At 71.9% G+C, this 16,322-nt stretch carries 13 protein-coding genes and 1 pseudogene; 10 read left to right on the top strand and 4 right to left on the bottom strand.

What is annotated here, in order from left to right; genetic code table 11:
• The first annotated feature begins 271 nt into the window (after positions 1-271).
• The 3 genes from ABZ930_RS23955 to ABZ930_RS23945 are packed head-to-tail and all read left to right on the top strand — an operon-like array spanning position 272 to position 3,455.
• The gene (locus ABZ930_RS23955; RefSeq protein WP_361551093.1) at positions 272-1,531 is read left to right on the top strand and encodes a glycosyltransferase family 4 protein; all 1,260 of its coding nucleotides are present in this window, start codon (positions 272-274) and stop codon (positions 1,529-1,531) included.
• Complete coding sequence (locus ABZ930_RS23950; protein WP_361551091.1) at positions 1,528-2,364, top strand: hypothetical protein; 837 nt, start codon at positions 1,528-1,530, stop codon at positions 2,362-2,364. Before ABZ930_RS23955 ends, ABZ930_RS23950 begins: the two co-directional genes overlap by 4 nt.
• A 38-nt stretch (positions 2,365-2,402) precedes the next feature.
• A complete protein-coding gene (locus ABZ930_RS23945) occupies positions 2,403-3,455 on the top strand; it encodes a YafY family protein (protein ID WP_361551088.1) in 1,053 nt (350 codons plus the stop codon).
• On the opposite strand, the pseudogene ctaD reads toward ABZ930_RS23945, so the two are convergent.
• A pseudogene (gene ctaD, locus ABZ930_RS23940) lies at positions 3,391-5,037 on the bottom strand (cytochrome c oxidase subunit I); the annotation flags it as partial. The gene ABZ930_RS23945 and the pseudogene ctaD sit on opposite strands and share 65 nt — an antisense overlap.
• Before the next feature lie 448 nt (positions 5,038-5,485).
• Here ctaD and ABZ930_RS23935 point away from each other — a divergent pair.
• The gene (locus ABZ930_RS23935) at positions 5,486-5,689 is read left to right on the top strand and encodes an I78 family peptidase inhibitor (RefSeq protein WP_361551085.1); all 204 of its coding nucleotides are present in this window, start codon (positions 5,486-5,488) and stop codon (positions 5,687-5,689) included.
• Between the two features lie 123 nt (positions 5,690-5,812).
• Here ABZ930_RS23935 and ABZ930_RS23930 read toward each other — a convergent pair whose 3' ends face one another.
• Positions 5,813-6,790 carry a phosphatase PAP2 family protein gene (locus ABZ930_RS23930; RefSeq protein WP_361551082.1) on the bottom strand — a complete coding sequence of 326 codons (978 nt, stop codon included), beginning with the start codon at positions 6,788-6,790 and terminating at the stop codon, positions 5,813-5,815.
• Positions 6,791-7,028: 238 nt separating this feature from the next.
• Positions 7,029-8,168, bottom strand: a complete 1,140-nt coding sequence (locus tag ABZ930_RS23925; RefSeq protein WP_361551079.1) for a hypothetical protein — start codon at positions 8,166-8,168, stop codon at positions 7,029-7,031.
• Positions 8,169-8,417: 249 nt separating this feature from the next.
• Between ABZ930_RS23925 and ABZ930_RS23920 the strand changes: the two genes are divergently transcribed.
• Positions 8,418-10,058, top strand: a complete 1,641-nt coding sequence (locus ABZ930_RS23920) for an MFS transporter (RefSeq protein ID WP_361551076.1) — start codon at positions 8,418-8,420, stop codon at positions 10,056-10,058.
• Positions 10,059-10,106: 48 nt separating this feature from the next.
• On the opposite strand, the gene ABZ930_RS23915 is transcribed toward ABZ930_RS23920, so the two are convergent.
• Positions 10,107-10,553, bottom strand: a complete 447-nt coding sequence (locus ABZ930_RS23915; RefSeq protein WP_361551073.1) for a cell division protein SepF — start codon at positions 10,551-10,553, stop codon at positions 10,107-10,109.
• A 367-nt stretch (positions 10,554-10,920) separates the two neighbouring features.
• Here ABZ930_RS23915 and ABZ930_RS23910 point away from each other — a divergent pair, with 367 nt between their 5' ends.
• The 5 genes from ABZ930_RS23910 (at position 10,921) to ABZ930_RS23890 (ending at position 16,142) form a co-directional block, all read left to right on the top strand.
• Entirely contained in the window at positions 10,921-12,219 is a 1,299-nt protein-coding gene (locus ABZ930_RS23910; protein ID WP_361551070.1) for a DUF5685 family protein, read from the top strand.
• 195 nt (positions 12,220-12,414) lie between these two features.
• Positions 12,415-14,784, top strand: a complete 2,370-nt coding sequence (locus ABZ930_RS23905; protein WP_361551067.1) for a nitrate- and nitrite sensing domain-containing protein — start codon at positions 12,415-12,417, stop codon at positions 14,782-14,784.
• The gene (locus ABZ930_RS23900) at positions 14,781-15,209 is read left to right on the top strand and encodes a roadblock/LC7 domain-containing protein (protein WP_361551064.1); all 429 of its coding nucleotides are present in this window, start codon (positions 14,781-14,783) and stop codon (positions 15,207-15,209) included. The genes ABZ930_RS23905 and ABZ930_RS23900 overlap by 4 nt, the downstream gene beginning before the upstream one ends.
• The gene (locus ABZ930_RS23895) at positions 15,206-15,562 is read left to right on the top strand and encodes a DUF742 domain-containing protein (protein WP_361551061.1); all 357 of its coding nucleotides are present in this window, start codon (positions 15,206-15,208) and stop codon (positions 15,560-15,562) included. Before ABZ930_RS23900 ends, ABZ930_RS23895 begins: the two co-directional genes overlap by 4 nt.
• On the top strand, positions 15,546-16,142 hold the full coding sequence (locus ABZ930_RS23890; RefSeq protein WP_361551058.1) for an ATP/GTP-binding protein: 597 nt from the start codon (positions 15,546-15,548) through the stop codon (positions 16,140-16,142). Before ABZ930_RS23895 ends, ABZ930_RS23890 begins: the two co-directional genes overlap by 17 nt.
• Positions 16,143-16,322 lie beyond the last annotated feature (180 nt).

Genomic DNA, 16,322 nt, shown 5'->3' with positions numbered 1-16,322 from the left:
TCGGGTCACCCAGGGCGGTGACATGAACGACACGTGCTTTGACGTTCCGCAGCTTCCCCACCAGCCAAGACGTGACCCTGATGGACAAAGTGGCCAATTGGTTCCTCATATTGCCTACCAATAAGGCAACTGTTCTGGAACAAGATGATGATGATGAACAACCCTCGGCCGGGCATCTCTGTCTAACCATCTGGTAGGCGGAGGACACGGATTGAACCGACAGAACAGACGGTCCGGACTGTCCGCGCGGAATGGTGGGATACGGGGACGCATGCAGATTTCTTTCCTGATTCACAACGCGTATGGGATCGGAGGGACGATCCGCACCACGTACAACCTCGCCAACACCTTGGCCGAGCAGCACGACGTGGAGGTCGTATCGGTCTTCCGGCACCGCGACGAGCCGGTGTTCGCGCCTGACCAGCGCGTCCGGGTGCGTCACCTGGTGGACCTGCGCAAGGACTCGCCCGGCTACGACGGCGGCGACCCGGCGTTCGGCGAGCCCGCGACGGTCTTCCCGCGCCACGAGGGCCGCTACGAGCAGTACAGCGCGCTCACCGACCGGCGCATCGCCGAGCACCTCGCGAGCGTCGAGGCGGACGTCGTCGTCGGCACCCGGCCGGGGCTCAATGTGCACCTCGCCAAGGAGACCCGGCGCGGCCCGCTGCGCGTCGGCCAGGAGCACCTGACGCTCGACACCCACACGCCGGGCCTGCTGCGCCAGCTGCGCAAGGTGTACCCGCGCCTGGACGCCCTGACCACCACCACGGAGGCCGACGCCCGCGCGTACCGCGACCGCATGCGGCTGCCCGGGGTCCGGATCGAGGCGATGTCCAACCCGGTGCCCGCTCCGGGCATCACCCCCGCCGACGGCGACGCCAAGTGGGTCGTGGCCGCCGGGCGGCTCGCCCCCGTCAAGCGGTACGACCTGCTGATCAGGGCCTTCGACAAGGTGCGCGCCGAGCGCCCCGACTGGCGGCTGCGGATCTACGGCGCGGGCCGCCAGAAGGACAAGCTGCGCACCCTCATCGACCAGCTCGGCCTCTACAACCACGTCTTCCTCATGGGCCCCGCCAACCCGATCGAGCCGGAGTGGGCGAAAGGTTCCGTCGCGGCCGTGACCTCGACCTTCGAGTCGTTCGGCATGACCATCGTCGAGGCCATGCGGTGCGGGCTCCCGGTCGTCGCCACCGACTGCCCGCACGGGCCCGGCGAGATCATCCACGACGGGATCGACGGCCGCCTCGTCGAGGTCGGCAACGTCGACGCGATCGCGGGCGGCCTGCTGGAGCTCATCAACGACGACAAGCGGCGCCAGGAGATGGCGGCGCGCGCCCTCACCAGCTCCGAGCGGTTCGACCCGGCCCGGATCGCCGAGCGCTACGAGTCGCTCTTCGGCTCGCTGACCGGACGCGGCGGCTCCGTGAACCTGCTGCACCGGGCCCGCGGCTCCGTGCTCGGCGGCGCCTACGTCGTGCGGGACGCGAGCCGTGCCCTGTTCAGGTCGCCGGGGAAGGGGCGCACCGCATGACACCGCTGGCCACGCCCGCACCGACGTTCACGTCCGACGACAGGACCGTCCTCATGGCACCCCGCGCCGACTGCATCGCCGACTCCGCCGGAGGGCTCACCTTCGACGTCACCGACCACGGAGCGGACGGCTCCGCGTATCTCGTGCTGGTCGAGCGCGCCGGCGGCCAGGAGGTCCGGCTGCCGCTCGCCCCGGTCGGCGACGGACGGCTGCGCGCCTCGCTGCCGATAGGGGTCGAACTGGCCGAGGGCCGCTGGGACGCGTTCGCCGAGGTCGCCGGGGGAGAACCGATCCGCCTGGTGCCGGGTGTGAACGATCTGAGGTCGCTGGTCGACCGGGCGCCCAGCGGATCGCGCGGCCATGTCGCGGTCCGCATCCCGTACGCCACGAAGAACGGCAACCTGTCGGTGCGCAGCTGGCGGCGCGCACCGCACGCCGAGGCCGGTGAACTGCTCATCACCGGAACCGAGTTGAGCGTGCGCGGCCGGGTCTACGGCACGCCGGTCACGGCCAAGGCGAGCGCCGAGGCGCGGGCACGCGGCGGCGAGGGCCCCGCGCTCCGGGGCGAAGTGGACGTGGAAGGCCCCGAGTTCACCCTGCGGTTCGCGTACGAGGAGCTGTCCGAGGGGCGCTGGGACCTGTGGGTGCGGCCCGGCGGCGAGGACGGGCCCGAGGTGCGGGTGGCCCGGCTGCTCGACGACATCGCCGACAAGAAGCAGATCTTCGCCTACCCGGTGACCCCGGTCGCCGTCGCGGGCCGGGACCTGACCGCCGAGCCCTACTACACCGGGGACAACGATCTCGCGGTGGTGGTCCGCGCCGTCACGGCCTAGATCGCCGCCCCGCCGCCGCGCGGGGCACAATCGGGCCCATGCTTGAGACCTCTGCCCGGCTGCTGCGGCTGCTCTCCCTGCTCCAGGCCCACCGCGAGTGGTCCGGGCCCGAGCTGTCCGACCGGCTCGGGGTCAGTGCGCGCACCGTGCGGCGGGACGTCGACCGGCTGCGCGAGCTCGGGTATCCGGTGCACGCGAGCCCCGGCACCGGGGGCGGCTACCAGCTGGGCGTGGGGGCCGAACTGCCGCCGCTGCTGCTCGACGACGACGAGGCCGTCGCCGTGGCGGTGGGGCTGCGGACGGCGGCGGGGCAGGGGATCGCCGGGATCGGCGAGACCTCGGTGCGGGCCCTCGCCAAGCTGGAGCAGGTGCTGCCGCACCGGCTGCGCCGACGGGTCGGCGCCCTGAACGCCTACACCGTGCCCATGCTGCGCGGCGCCGGCGCCGAGGCCGTCGACCCCGGACTGCTGAGCGAACTCGCCGCCGCCTGCCGGGACTCGGAGCGGCTTCGGTTCGCGTACGTGGGGCACGGCGGCGAGCCGAGTCGGCGGACCGTGGAACCCCTGCGCCTGGTGTGCAGCGAGCGGCGCTGGTACCTCGTGGCCTGGGACGTGGAGCGGGACGACTGGCGGACGTTCCGCGTGGACCGGGTCACGCCGACACCTCCGCACGGGCCGCGTTTCCAGCCGCGTACGCCGCCCGCCGACGATCTCGCCGCGTATGTGTCGCGGGGTGTCTCCACACGCGCGTACGCGACCGAGGCCGTGGTGCGACTCCTGGTGCCGGTGGACGAGGCGCGGCAGCGGATCTCGCCGACGGCCGGGACGCTCGAGGCCGAGAGCGGGGAGACGTGTCTGCTGCGCACCGGGGCCGTCAGCCTCGATGTGATGGTCTGGCACATCGCGTCCACCGGCTTCGAGTTCGAGGTGGTCGAGCCGGCCGCGCTCATCGACACGATCAGCTCGGTGCGGGACCGTCTGGACCGTGCGCTACAGCGGTCGTCGACGAGCGGGCACCCTCCTCGAACGCCGCGAACTCCGGATGGTGCAGATCGAACGCCGGGGACTCCGAGCGGATCCGGGGCAGCGTGACGAAGTTGTGCCGGGGCGGCGGGCAGGACGTCGCCCACTCCAGCGAGCGGCCGTACCCCCACGGGTCGTCGACCTCGACCTTGGTGCCGTACTTGGCGGTCTTCCAGACGTTGTAGAGGAACGGCAGCGTGGAGAGGCCGAGCAGGAAGGCGCCGATCGAGGAGATCGAGTTGAGCGCCGTGAAGCCGTCCGCCGCCAGATAGTCCGCGTACCGGCGCGGCATGCCCTCCGCGCCCAGCCAGTGCTGCACCAGGAACGTGGTGTGGAAGCCGATGAACAGCGTCCAGAAGTGGATCTTGCCGAGCCGTTCGTCGAGCAGCTTCCCGGTCAGCTTCGGCCACCAGAAGTAGAAGCCGCCGAACGTCGCGAAGGCGACGGTGCCGAAGACGACGTAGTGGAAGTGCGCGACGACGAAGTACGTGTCCGAGACGTGGAAGTCCATCGGCGGCGAGGCCAGGATGACGCCGGTCAGCCCGCCGAACAGGAACGTCACCAGGAAGCCGACCGACCAGAGCATCGGTGTCTCGAAGGAGAGCGAGCCCTTGAGCATGGTGCCGGTCCAGTTGAAGAACTTCACGCCCGTCGGCACCGCGATGAGGAAGGACATGAAGGAGAAGAAGGGCAGCAGGACGCCGCCCGTCACGAACATGTGGTGCGCCCACACGACCACCGACAGGCCGGTGATCGCCATCGTCGCGCCGACCAGCATCGTGTAGCCCCAGATCGGCTTGCGGCTGAAGACCGGGATGATCTCGCTGATGATGCCGAAGAAGGGCAGCGCGATGATGTAGACCTCGGGATGGCCGAAGAACCAGAAGAGGTGCTGCCACAGCAGCGCGCCCCCGTTCTCCGGCTCGAAGACCACCGAGCCGAACCGCCGGTCCGCCTCGAGCACCAGCAGCGCGGCGGCCAGCACCGGGAAGGCGAGCAGCACGAGGATCGACGTGAACAGCGTGTTCCACGTGAAGATCGGCATCCGGAACATCGTCATGCCGGGCGCCCGCATCCCGATGATCGTCGTCAGGAAGTTCACCGAGCCCAGGATCGTGCCGAACCCGGCGAGCGCGAGCCCCATGATCCACAGGTCGGCGCCGATGCCGGGCGACCGCTCCAGGCTGTTCAGCGGCGCGTACGCGAACCAGCCGAAGTCGGCCGCGCCGCCGGGCACGACGAGCGAGCCCAGCACGATCAGGCCGCCGAAGAGGAACAGCCAGTACGAGAGCATGTTCAGCCGCGGGAACGCGACGTCGGGGGAGCCGATCTGCAGCGGCATGATCTCGTTGGCGAACCCGGCGAACGTCGGCGTCGCGAAGAGCAGCAGCATGATCGTGCCGTGCATCGTGAAGAGCTGGTTGTACTCCTCGGCGGAGAGGACCTGCAGCCCCGGGCGGGCCAGTTCGGCCCGCATCAGCAGCGCCATCAGGCCGCCGACCAGGAAGAAGCCGAAGGCCGTGATCAGGTAGAGGTGGCCGATCTTCTTGTGGTCGGTCGTGGTCAGCCAGTCCACCACGATGCGGCCCGGCTGCCGCTCGCGGACCCGTCCGGCCGTGTGCGGTCCGGCCGCGACCCCGGTCGTCCCCATCGCCTGCCCCCTCGCCGCAACGCGCCCCGGGCTTGCTTCGAACTCAGGCCATGATGCTCGCGCCACCACCCCCGCGACAGGGGGCGCGCACCGGTTTCTGGCATGGACAGGCAATTGTCGGACAGCCTCAACTCGCCGGTGCGGACGCAGGATTCGAATTGGCGGAGTAATGGTCCGCGGGCGTCCGGTAATTGTCCTGGAGTCGACGCCGCGCCCATTGTGCGGGGATCCGGAATTCTCTGCGCCGGGGGCGCTTCACACGGCATGACGAGGGCGCGTAAGAAGTACGTAAGAAGGAGGGAACCGCTCGAACGTGTGAGGAACAAAGACGGAAACTCGGCGTCGCGATTCGTCGTGATCTTGTGACGGAAGCGTGACAGTAGGACAGTCCGACGGGGGCATTCGGGCGGGCCTGGCGTCACCCGCGGACACGGCCTACGGTGGCGGCATGGCACCCACGCACGGATCACAGGACGCCCCCGACAGCTACGTCGGCCTCGACGCCGAGCGCGCCGAGCGGCAGGCCCACGACCAGGGCTGGTCGACCGTCCGGCAGCTGCCGCCGGGCGCGATCATCACCATGGAGTACCGCGCGGGCCGGCTGAACTTCGAGGTCAGGGACGGCACGGTGACGCGCTGCTGGAAGGGGTGACGCCCCCTCGACGGCCCGCGCGTGCGCGAAGGCCCCCGGAGCCTGTCGGCTTCGGGGGCCTTCGTCGTGCGGGGTGGTTGTGCGTACCGGCCCCGCTGTCCTTGGGGGACCCGCGGTGCGGGCCTAGGCCCGCTGCGGGTCCGCCGTGCCCGCCCGTGTCCGGGTGTTCGCGGGGCGTCTGCTGCCCGCCGGGGTGACCGGGGTGCGCTCGCCGCGCGGCGTGTGCGGGCCCTGGGGGAGGAGCGCCGAGGGGCGGCTCCCCGGGCGGTTCGGCGTTCCGACCGGCTCGCGGGTGCGGGCCGGGACGGGGGCCGGGAGCGGCTCGGCGGGCGCCGGGGCGCCCGGCAGACGGAGACGGTCGCGGACCGCCAGGATCCGGGCCTCGGCCTGGGCGACCGGCCGCTCGAGCCAGGGCAGCGCGAGGAGGATCAGCAGGCCCGCGGCCCAGCCCAGCAGCACGTCGCTCAGCCAGTGCGTACCGAGGTAGACGGTGGTCAGGCCCACGCTGAGGGAGATCACCGCGGAGACGGCGGACAGCCAGCGGCGGGCCCGGGGGGTGGAGGCGAGGTAGGCGAGGATGCCCCACGTCACCACCGCGTTCGCCGTGTGGCCCGAAGGGAATATGTCGCCGCCCTGCCACATCTCGTTCGAGCCGATCATGGTGGCGTAGTGCGGGCCCGCGCGGCCCATGCCGTACTTGGCGGCGCCCACCGTCGCGTTGAGCAGCAGCAGGGCGGTACCGAACATCAGCAGGGGGCGCAGCGTGTGCTGGCGCCACGAGCGCCAGCCCAGCCAGGCCGTCACCATCACGGCCGTCGGGCCGCGCTGGCCGAGCACGACCCAGTAGTCGAGGAACGCGTGGATCTCCGGCCACTGCTGGTAGGGCCGGAAGAACATGACCTGCCAGTCGAACGCGACCAGCCAGGACGTGACCAGCACGGCCACCACGATCGCGAGGTAGAAGGACAGGGTCAGCCCGAAGAGCACGACACGGTGCCGGCTCATGTGGGGCATCCCCACATGCACCGGCCGTTCGGGCTCGCGGTCGAGCCGGGCGAAGACCCGCTCGACCCGGCGGGTCAGGTTTGGTTCGGTACGCACCCAATCGACGCTACAGCGGGTGAGTGGCGGACCGGCTCGAAACAGGGGCTTTGTGATGACGATGTGATGTGGGATTGATCTCAGCCGGGGGTTTATTCCCCGGATTCCGATTACCGGAGAGCGCTGTTCCCATGAATTCGGTGATCGTTTAAACAGGTCAGTTTTAGTTCGCTTTTGAATCCGTTCACCGCGAGCTGGCACGGAATTCTCCGTCCGGTCGGGGGCGGGGCGGGTCCGGTCACGGCGGCCCCGAGCCGTTCAGCCAGAACGCTCCGTACCCGGCCGAGATCAGCGCGAGTCCGCCCAGCACCCACGCCGCCGCGGGCCGGCGGGTGTGCCACCGGGCCAACGCCACCGCCGCGGGCAGCAGCAGGGGGAACGCGGGCAGCATCAGCCGGGGCTTCGATCCGAAGTACCCCGAGGAACAGAGGGCAAGCGCGAGCACGATGCCCGTGTAGACGAGCAGCGGAACCGGCTGGCCCTGACGGACCCCGGTCACGTACAGCCACAGGACGAGCACGACCCCGACGATCAGCCCGATCCCGGCGAGCGCCCCGGGCAGGGACGTGAACTTGTCGGCGACGAACCGGGCGAAGGCCAGACCGCCGTCGAAGCCGTTGCCCCACTGCCCCTGCACGTCGAGATAGCCGAGGAGCCCGCCGCCGGTGCGGTGCCCGACCCACAGCACGTACGAGGCCGCGCCCACCGGCGCGAGCAGCACCCCGGCCACGAGCCGCCACGGCACCCGCCGCTCCCGCCGCACCCACAGCGCGGCCGCCACCCACACCGCCGCCACGACCGCCGCGCCGATCGGCCGGGTCAGCCCCGCCAGCGAGGCGAGCAGCCCGGCCGTCACCCAGTGGCGCCGCAGGACCGCGTACAGTCCCCACGCCGCGAGCGCCGTGAACAGGGCCTCGCTGTACGCCATCGACGCCACGATCCCGATGGGCAGCGCGCCCCAGAGCACCGCGAGACAGACCCCGGCCCGCTGACCTGCGACGCGGCAGCCCACCGCGTAGATCCCCCACGCCGCCGCCAGCGAGGCGAGCCAGCTCACCACCATGCCCGCCGTGCCGTACGCCAGCGGGGTCAGCGCCGACACCAGCCGCTCCAGCCAGGGCAGCAGGGGGAAGAACGCGAGGTTGGAGTGGACGCTCCCGTCGGGCAGCGTCACCGACCAGCCGTAGCCGTGCTCGGCGACCCGCGTGTACCAGAGCGAGTCCCAGCGGGCGGTCAGCAGCGTCAGCCAGCTCTTGCCCTCGGCGGCGCTCCACAGCGCCAGCACGAGCACGCCGAGGGCGCGCACGGCCGCGTACCCGAGGAGGGCCGGGGCCGCCCGCCGCAGTACGGGCCGGTCTTGTCGATCATCGTCCGTCACGGCCCCGATTATCGGCGGTCGCCCGCCGTGCTCCGGACGTCACCCGCCCTCGGGCGAGTGGCGCACGCCACACGCGTGAGCCCGTTCCGTGAGAGCCCCGCCACGTGTGACCGGCCCGAACTCGCGTACTCTGACGGCTCACTCGCCTGATCGCTGCGGGGCCGGGAGCCGACTCCTCCCGACCGGAGACCGAGGGACATCCCCAGCCCCCGGATCCGCCGAACGCGAGGACCACTGGGAGGTACGCACATGTCCGGGACGAGCACGACCACCGGGCGGCTGCGCGGACTGCTCGCCGCGACGCGCGCCCGCACCAATCGCTGGGTCGTCCTCGTCGTCCTGTGCACGAGCCTGCTCCTGGTCGCGCTCGACTCGACCATCCTCTACGTCGCCCTGCCCTCGGTCACCGAGGACCTCAGGCCCACCTCGGTCGAGCTGCTGTGGATCGGCGACGCCTACCCCCTGGTCTGCGCCTCCCTGCTGATCCTCTTCGGCACCCTGGGCGACCGGGTCGGCCGCCGCAGAATCCTGCTGCTCGGCTACGGGCTGTTCGGGCTCGCCTCCGCGCTCGCCGTCTTCTCCGACACCGCCCAGGTGCTCATCGCGGCCCGCGCCCTGCTGGGCATCGGCGGCGCGATGATCATGCCCGCGACGCTGTCGATCCTGCGGGACGTCTTCCCCGACCGGCACGAGCGGGCCGTCGCCATCGGCGTGTGGACCGCGGTCGCCGCGATCGGCGCCGCCACCGGACCCGTGCTCGGCGGCTTCCTCGTCGAGCACTACTGGTGGGGCTCGGTCTTCCTCATCAACATCCCGCTGATGGCGGTCATGCTGCCGCTGTGCCGGATCCTGGTGCCCGAGTCCAAGGGCCGCTCGGACGGACCGTGGGACCTGATCGGGGCGCTGCTCGCGGCCCTCGGCGTCCTCGGTGTCGTGTACGGCATCAAGCAGTGGGGCACCGAGCGGGACCTGCTCGCCCCGGAGGCGGTGCTGCCGTTCCTGGCCGGCGTGGTGCTCCTGCTGCTGTTCGTGCGGCGCCAGCGGCGGCGCGAGCATCCGCTGATCGACATGCGGCTGTTCGCCCGGGCCGCGTTCTCGACGTCCGTCGGCTGCATCGTGATCGCGATGCTCGCGCTGGTGGGCCTGGAGCTGATCGCCGTCCAGTACCTCCAGCTGGTGCTGCGGCTCAGCCCGCTGGAGACCGGCCTGCGGATGCTGCCGCTCACCTTCGCCGCGATGGCCGCGGGAGTGCTCGGCTCCGCCATTCTGCGCCGGTTCGGGCCGCGCGCCATGGTGGCGTCCGGCTTCACGCTGACCGCCTGCGCGGTGCTGCTGCTCTGTCTGATGGGCCAGGAGGACCGGCCGTGGCTGCTCAGCCTCGGCTTCATACTGCTGGGCTTCGGCTTCCAGAGCACGCTGTTCGGGGCCTACGAGTCGATGCTCACCGAGGCACCGGCCGACGACGCCGGAGGCGCCGCCGCCATCGGCGAGACGTCGTACCAGCTGGGCGCCGGGATGGGCATCGCGCTGCTCGGCTCGGTCATGAACGCCGCGTACGCGCCCGGCCTCGGCCATGTCTCCGGGGTCTCCGCGACGGCCAGCGGGGCCGCGGGGCACTCGCTGGGGGAGGCGTACGAGATCGCCGCCGATCTGGGCGGTACCGCGGGCGCTGCACTGCGGGGCGCCGCACGGGCCGCCTTCGTGCACGGGCTGCACGTCACCCTGGTCGTCAGCGCCGTGCTGCTGTTCCTCGGCGCGCTCGCCGCGCTGCGGCTGCCGCGCCGGATGGAGTGCGACGAGGACGCTGCCCCGACGTCCGGGGAGGCCTCCCCGGCGTCCGGGGTCGCCGCCCCGCGCAGGCCGTCCCGCGCCGAATCTTCGATTGTCTGAGGCCGTCTGACCGTGGGTGGGCGGGGCGATGTCACCGCCCGCCCACGGTCAGCTCTGGTTGAAGAAACCGTCCTGCTGAACCTTGGCCTCCCGTCCCGACACGATCTGCGTGTCCGCGGGGGTCAGCAGGAACACCCGGTTCGCGACCCGGTCGATCGAACCGCGCAGGCCGAAGATGAGCCCCGCCGCGAAGTCGACGACGCGCTTGGCGTCGGCGGGCTCCATCGACGTGAGGTTCATGATGACCGGGACCCCGTCCCGGAACATCTCCCCGATCCGGCGTGCGTCGCGGAAACTGTCCGGGGTCACGGTGCCGATGCGCCGGCCCTCTTCCTCGGCCTTGTCCTCGGCGACCTTGACGCGCGGGTCGGTGACCCAGGCGGCGCCGCCCGCAGGGGGCTCGGGCCCCTCGTCGTAGTCGTCGTCGTAGTAACGCTCGTCATCGTTGTCGTCGACGAGGCCAAGCCAGGCACTCGCCTTGCGCACCGATCCCATGGACGCCTCCTCTCACCGCGGTTCCTCTGCGTTCCGCATGTCCTGCATCCCCATGTTCATCCATGATGCGGATGCCGCGCCAAGTGGATAGTCGCCGCGCGGGGTTTTCGTGACGGTACTGGTGCAGAGTCAACACGGTGTTGCCCCGGCGTTCCCAAGGGCTGTACGGGCCCGAGCTGCTGACGGTGAGTGAAATATGATTCTTCGCGGCGTTTGGGTGATCAGAGGTGCGTACGGGTGAACGAGAAGGCGGACGGAGGCTCGATACGATGCCGTCGTTCACGGTCACTTGGGCGGCGACGCGTCGATCGGGCGGAGTTGACGGCCCCAGTTGACGCTTCGTCATCCGGCGCACGGGGGAGTCGCCTTGTTCGGAATCGTCCGGCCCTGCAGTCATCGGCTCGGAGAGCATCTCAAGACCCAGTGGATGGCCCACCTGTGCGGCCTCTGTCTGGCGCTGCGCGGCGATCACGGGCAGTTCGCCCGGGTCGTCACGAACTATGACGGTTTGCTGATCTCTGTTCTGACGGAGGCTCAGGCCGAGCTGCCCGGCGGCGCCGGAGCCCGGCGGCGCCAGGCCGGGCCCTGCCCGCTGCGCGGGATGCGGACCGCGTCCGTCGCCCAGGGCGAGGGGGCCCGGCTCGCGGCCGCCGTCTCCCTGGTGCTCGCCGCCGCGAAGGTCCGCGACCACGTCGACGACCGGGACGGGCTCTTCGCGCGCCGGCCGGTCGCCCTCGCCGCCCGCCGGGTCGCGGCGAGCTGGGGCCGGGCCGGCACCCGCACCGGGTCCGACGTCGGATTCGACACCGCGGTGCTGCTCGACGCGGTCGAGCGGCAGACCGGCATCGAGGCGCTGGCCGGGCCCGGCACCGCCCTGCTGACCGTCACCGAGCCGACCGAGACCGCGACCGCCGCCGCGTTCGCCCACACCGCGCTGCTCGCCGGGCGGCCGCACAACGCCGAGCCGCTCGCCGAGGCGGGCCGGCTCTTCGGACGGCTCGCGCACCTCCTCGACGCCGTGGAGGACCTCGCCGAGGACACCGCGTCCGGCGCCTGGAACCCCCTGTCCGCGACCGGCACCGGCCTCGCCGAGGCGCGCCGCCTCGCCGACGACGCCGTGCACGGGATCCGGCTCGCCTTGCGCGAGGTCGACTTCGTGGACGGGAAGCTGGCGCATCTGCTGCTGGCCCACGAGGTGGCGCGCTCCGTGGACCGGGTGTTCGGGGTGAAGGGGGCCTGCGCGCACACCGGAACCGCGTCCGCGGCCCACCAGGCAGGCCACGGAGGCCAGGACGGCTGGGTGCCGACCGGGGCGCCGGGCAGCCCGTACGCGCCGACGGGATCGGGCGCGTACGGGTCCAACAATCCGTACGGGGGCGGCCACCCGGGCGGAGCGGGTGGGCCCGGCGGGCCGGGCGGACCGGGTGGGCCCGGTGGCTCCGGCGGTGGGCCGTCGTTCCAGCCGCCCAAGCCCGGCAAGCGCGGGCTGCTCGCCGGGTGCGCCGTCGCGATCGGGCTCTGCTGCACCTGCAAGGTGTGCTGCGCCGACGAGTTCGAGGGGCCCTGGTCGCGCAAGAAGCGGGAGGGCTGCTGCAACAACTGCGACTGTCCCGACTGCTCGTGCTGTGAGTGCTGCGAATGCTGTTCGTGCTGTGACTGCGGTTAGTGAAGTGCTGGCCCTGTATACGGAGGTGCGGGCGGAGGACGGGGCGACGGGTTCACCTGCGGGGTCGCGAGGATGCTGTTTCCGGGACGTAAAAGACACACGTGATCCGGTGACCGCAGCCTGAGAGAGGTCGTTGGGCGGGCGCAGAAGCAGCGTTTCTGCCCCGTCAACTCGCCCTCTCCATAAGGCACTTCCGTGGAACTCCTGTCGACCGTCCGGTTCAAGAAGGCTTTCTCCCGCCCCAGAACAAGCACGACCATCCGTACCCGGCTCCTGCGCATCCTCGGACTCGCGCTCGCCGTGCTCCTCGCCCTGCTCGGGGTCTTCGCCGCCGAGCAGGTCTCCGGCTACCGCGGCGCGTCCGCCACCGCCGCCAACGCGCGCCTGGAGGTGACCCTCCAAGGGCTCGTCCACGAGCTGCAGAAGGAGCGCGGGCTCACCACCGGCTACGTCGGCGGCGTCCGGCAGTTCGCCGCCAAACTGCCCGCCCAGCGCAAGGCCACCGACACCGCCCGCACCGCCCTGGAGAACGCGCTCGCGCAGCGCGAGGGCTCCGGCGCGGCCCGCGACGCGCTCGGACGGCTCGGCGGACTCGCCGGGATCCGCGCCGACGCCGACGACGGCTCCGGCCAGGTCAAGGCCACCTTCGACTACTTCACCGGCACCATCGCCCAGTTCGCCAAGGCCGGCCGCGGCCTCGGCGACGTCGACGACGCGCGGCTGCGCGACGCCTACCAGTCGCTCCAGGTCCTCGGCACCGCCAAGGAGTACCTGGGGCAGGAACGTGCCATCGTGCTGGGCTCCGTCCGGGCCGGCGGCCGCTTCCGCGGGGACGACTACAGCCGGTTCATGGAGATCAGGTCGGGCCGGCTGGCCGCCCTGACCACCTTCCCGCGCACCGCGACCGCGGCGCAGCAGCGCCGGCTCGACACCGCCCTGGCGACGCCCGACGCCGAGCGCGCCCTCGCGTACGAGTCGGTCGCCGTACGCGGCGCGGGCCGGCTCGCCGCCCGGGACATCCCGCCCATGGCCTGGTGGGACACGATGACCTCGACCATCAACGGCCTGCGGGACGTACAGATCTCCATCGGCTCCGACGTCGAGTCGCGCGCCGCCGAGCTGGAGAGCTCCGCCCAGCGGGACCTGCTGCTCTTCGTCCTGCTCGCGCTCGCCGTGATCGGCGCCCTCGCCGCGCTCGCCCGCGACTGCGTACGGTCCGTGTCCGCGCCGCTCAGCGGACTCGCCCAGGAGGCCCGCGAGGTCGCCGGGGTGCGGCTGCCGCGGGCCGTCGCCGATGTGCAGTCCGCCACCGGGGGAGAGGCGCCCGCGCCGCCCCCTCCGCTCGGGCTCGACGCCCGGGCCGGGGCCGAGGTACGGGAGGTGGCCGACGCCTTCGACCGGGTGCAGCGCGCCGCCTTCGACCTCGCCACCGAGCAGGCCGTGCTGCGCAGGAACGCCACCGAGTCGCTGGTCAGCCTCGGCCGCCGCAACCAGAACCTGGTGCGCCGCCAGATCGGCTTCATCAACAAGCTGGAGCACGAGGACGCCGACCCCGACACCCTCGCCAACCTCTTCGAACTCGACCATCTGGCCACCCGCATGCGCCGCAACGCCGAATCCCTGCTCGTCCTCGCCGGGGAGTCGAGCCCCCGCACCTGGGCGACCCCGCTCTCCGTCGACGACGTGCTGCGCGCCTCGCTCTCCGAGGTGGAGGAGTACCGCCGCGTCACCCTGCGCCGGGTCGAGCCCGCCCAGGCGTCCGGGGCCGTCGTCGCCGAACTCGCGCACCTGCTCGCCGAACTGGTGGAGAACGCGCTGAGCTTCTCGCCGCCGGACTCCGACGTGGAGATCGAGGGGCGGCGCACCAGCGCCGGATACCTCATCGCGATCGTCGACCACGGGCTCGGCATGGACACCCAGGCGCTCGCCGAGGCCAACGTACGACTCTCCGGCACCGCCAGCTTCATGGCCGAACCCACCCGGTTCCTCGGCCACTTCGTGGTCGGCGCGCTCGCCCGCAAGTGCGGCATCGAGGTACGGCTCGGCGAAGCGCCCGCCGCCGGTGTCGTGGCCCGGGTCCTGATCCCGTCCACGCTGCTCACCGAGGCGGAGCCGACGCCCGCCAAGGGCACGGCACCGCAGGGAGCGACCCCGAGGGAGCGCGCGGTGAAGGCCGCCGCGGCCCGCCCGGTGCCGGTCTCCCGCACCGCCGGCGAGACCGTGCTGCCCGCCCCGCGCCGGGAACAGGCCGCAGCCGCGACGCCGAGGTCCGGCGCCCCCGCCTCCTCGGCGTCCCGCACCCGCAACGGGCTCGTCAAGCGCCCGCAGCGCAGCGCCATCGCCAAGGCCGTGACCGAGGCGGACGCGCCCACCAGGCCCGCCCCCGAGGGACCCGCCGTCGAGCGCGGCCCCGAGGACGTCTCCGGAATGCTGTCCGGGCTGCGCAGCGCCCATATGCGCGGATCCATCAGCGTGGAGCGGGAACGGGCCGCCAGGGGAACCGCCCCTGACGGCAACAAGCAGGGCACCGAGCAGAACACCGGCGAAGGGCAGGGCGACAAGTGACCACCGTCGACACGCGGGGCGACTCGCAGACCTTCAACTGGCTGCTCGCCAACTTCGTCCGCAACACCGACGGAGTGCGCGACGCCGTCGCGGTCTCCTCGGACGGGCTGCTCATCGCTGTCTCCGAAGGGATCGGACGGACCGAGGCCGACCATCTGGCCGCCATCGTGTCCGGGCTCTCCAGCCTCGCGCGCAGCGCCTCCAAGCGGTACAGCTTCGACGGCGTGAAACTCATCATGATCGAGATGGGCCGCGGCTTCCTGCTGGTCTCCGCGATCAGGGACGGCAGCTGTCTCGGGGTGCTCGCGGACAGCAGCGGTGAACTCGGCCTCGTGGGCTACGAGATGGCGGTGCTCGCCGAGCGCGCCGGAGACCTGCTCACGCCGACGCTCATCGCCGATCTGCGGGAGACGCTGCCGCGATGAGCGAGTCCCGCGAGCCCGGCGACTCGTCGGAAGCCTTCGTGCGTCCCTTCATCATCACCGGCGGACGGGTGCGGCCCGCCCAGGCCGATCTGCGGCTCGAGACCCTCGTGGTCGCCGTCGACGCCCCGGACGGCGGTGCCGCTCCGCTCGCCTTCGAGCACCAGCGGATCGTGGCGCACTGCCAGGAACCGGCCACCGTCGCCCATGTGGCCGAGGCCATCGGCGTGCCGCTCGGCGTCGCCAAGGTGCTCATCGCCGACCTGGTCGTGGGCGGCCGGCTGTCGTGTTCGCAAACCACGGAGCTGCCGCTCCACACCCTCGAAAGGATCAGGGACCATGTCAGGGCGCTCTGAACGCGTCGCCCCGCTGGCCGTGAAGATCGTGGTCAGTGGTGGGCTCGGGGTCGGCAAGACGACCTTCATCGGGGCCGTCTCGGAGATCGAGCCGCTCGACACCGAGGCGGCGATCACCCAGGTCTCGGTGGGCGTCGACTCGTTGGCGGGCGTCGAGGGCAAGACGACCACGACGGTCGCCCTCGACTTCGGGCGCATCACGCTCGATCCGACGATCGCGCTGTATCTCTTCGGCACGCCCGGGCAGGACCGGTTCTCGTTCCTCTGGGACGACCTGGTGGAAGGGGCGCTGGGGACGGTCGTGCTCGTCGACACCCGGCGCATCGAGGACTGCTTCCCCGCGCTCGACTACTTCGAGGCGCACGGTGCGCCGTTCGTTCTCGCCGTGAACCGCTTCGAGGGGTCGGACCGGTTCGAACTCGGGGAGATCCGGGAGGCGTTGGGGGTGGGGGACGCGGTGCCGGTGGTGGAGTGCGATGCGCGGGCCCGCGGGTCTGTGCGGGATGTTCTGGGGGCGCTGATGGACCAGGTCATCGGGGTTCGGGTCCGGGGGCGGCGCACGGTCGCGGCGGCCCGCTGATCGCAGCGCCGTCGCCGGGTGCCGGCTGCGCCGTGGCTGGTCGCGCAGTTCCCCGCGCCCCTGGGTCGTTCTTCGGGCGCGGCCCGGTGGCCGCTTCTCGCGCAGTTCCCCGCGCCCCTGAAGCGAGCTGCGCTCGCTCAGGGTCCGCATCTGGGTGCAGCTGGACGGCAGGGGGCCCGC

This window comes from Streptomyces sp. NPDC046716, from assembly GCF_040645755.1.
GTDB lineage: Bacteria > Actinomycetota > Actinomycetes > Streptomycetales > Streptomycetaceae > Streptomyces.
The sequence above is the reverse complement of the archived record's forward strand: the minus strand, read 5'-3'. Positions and strand labels throughout refer to the sequence as shown.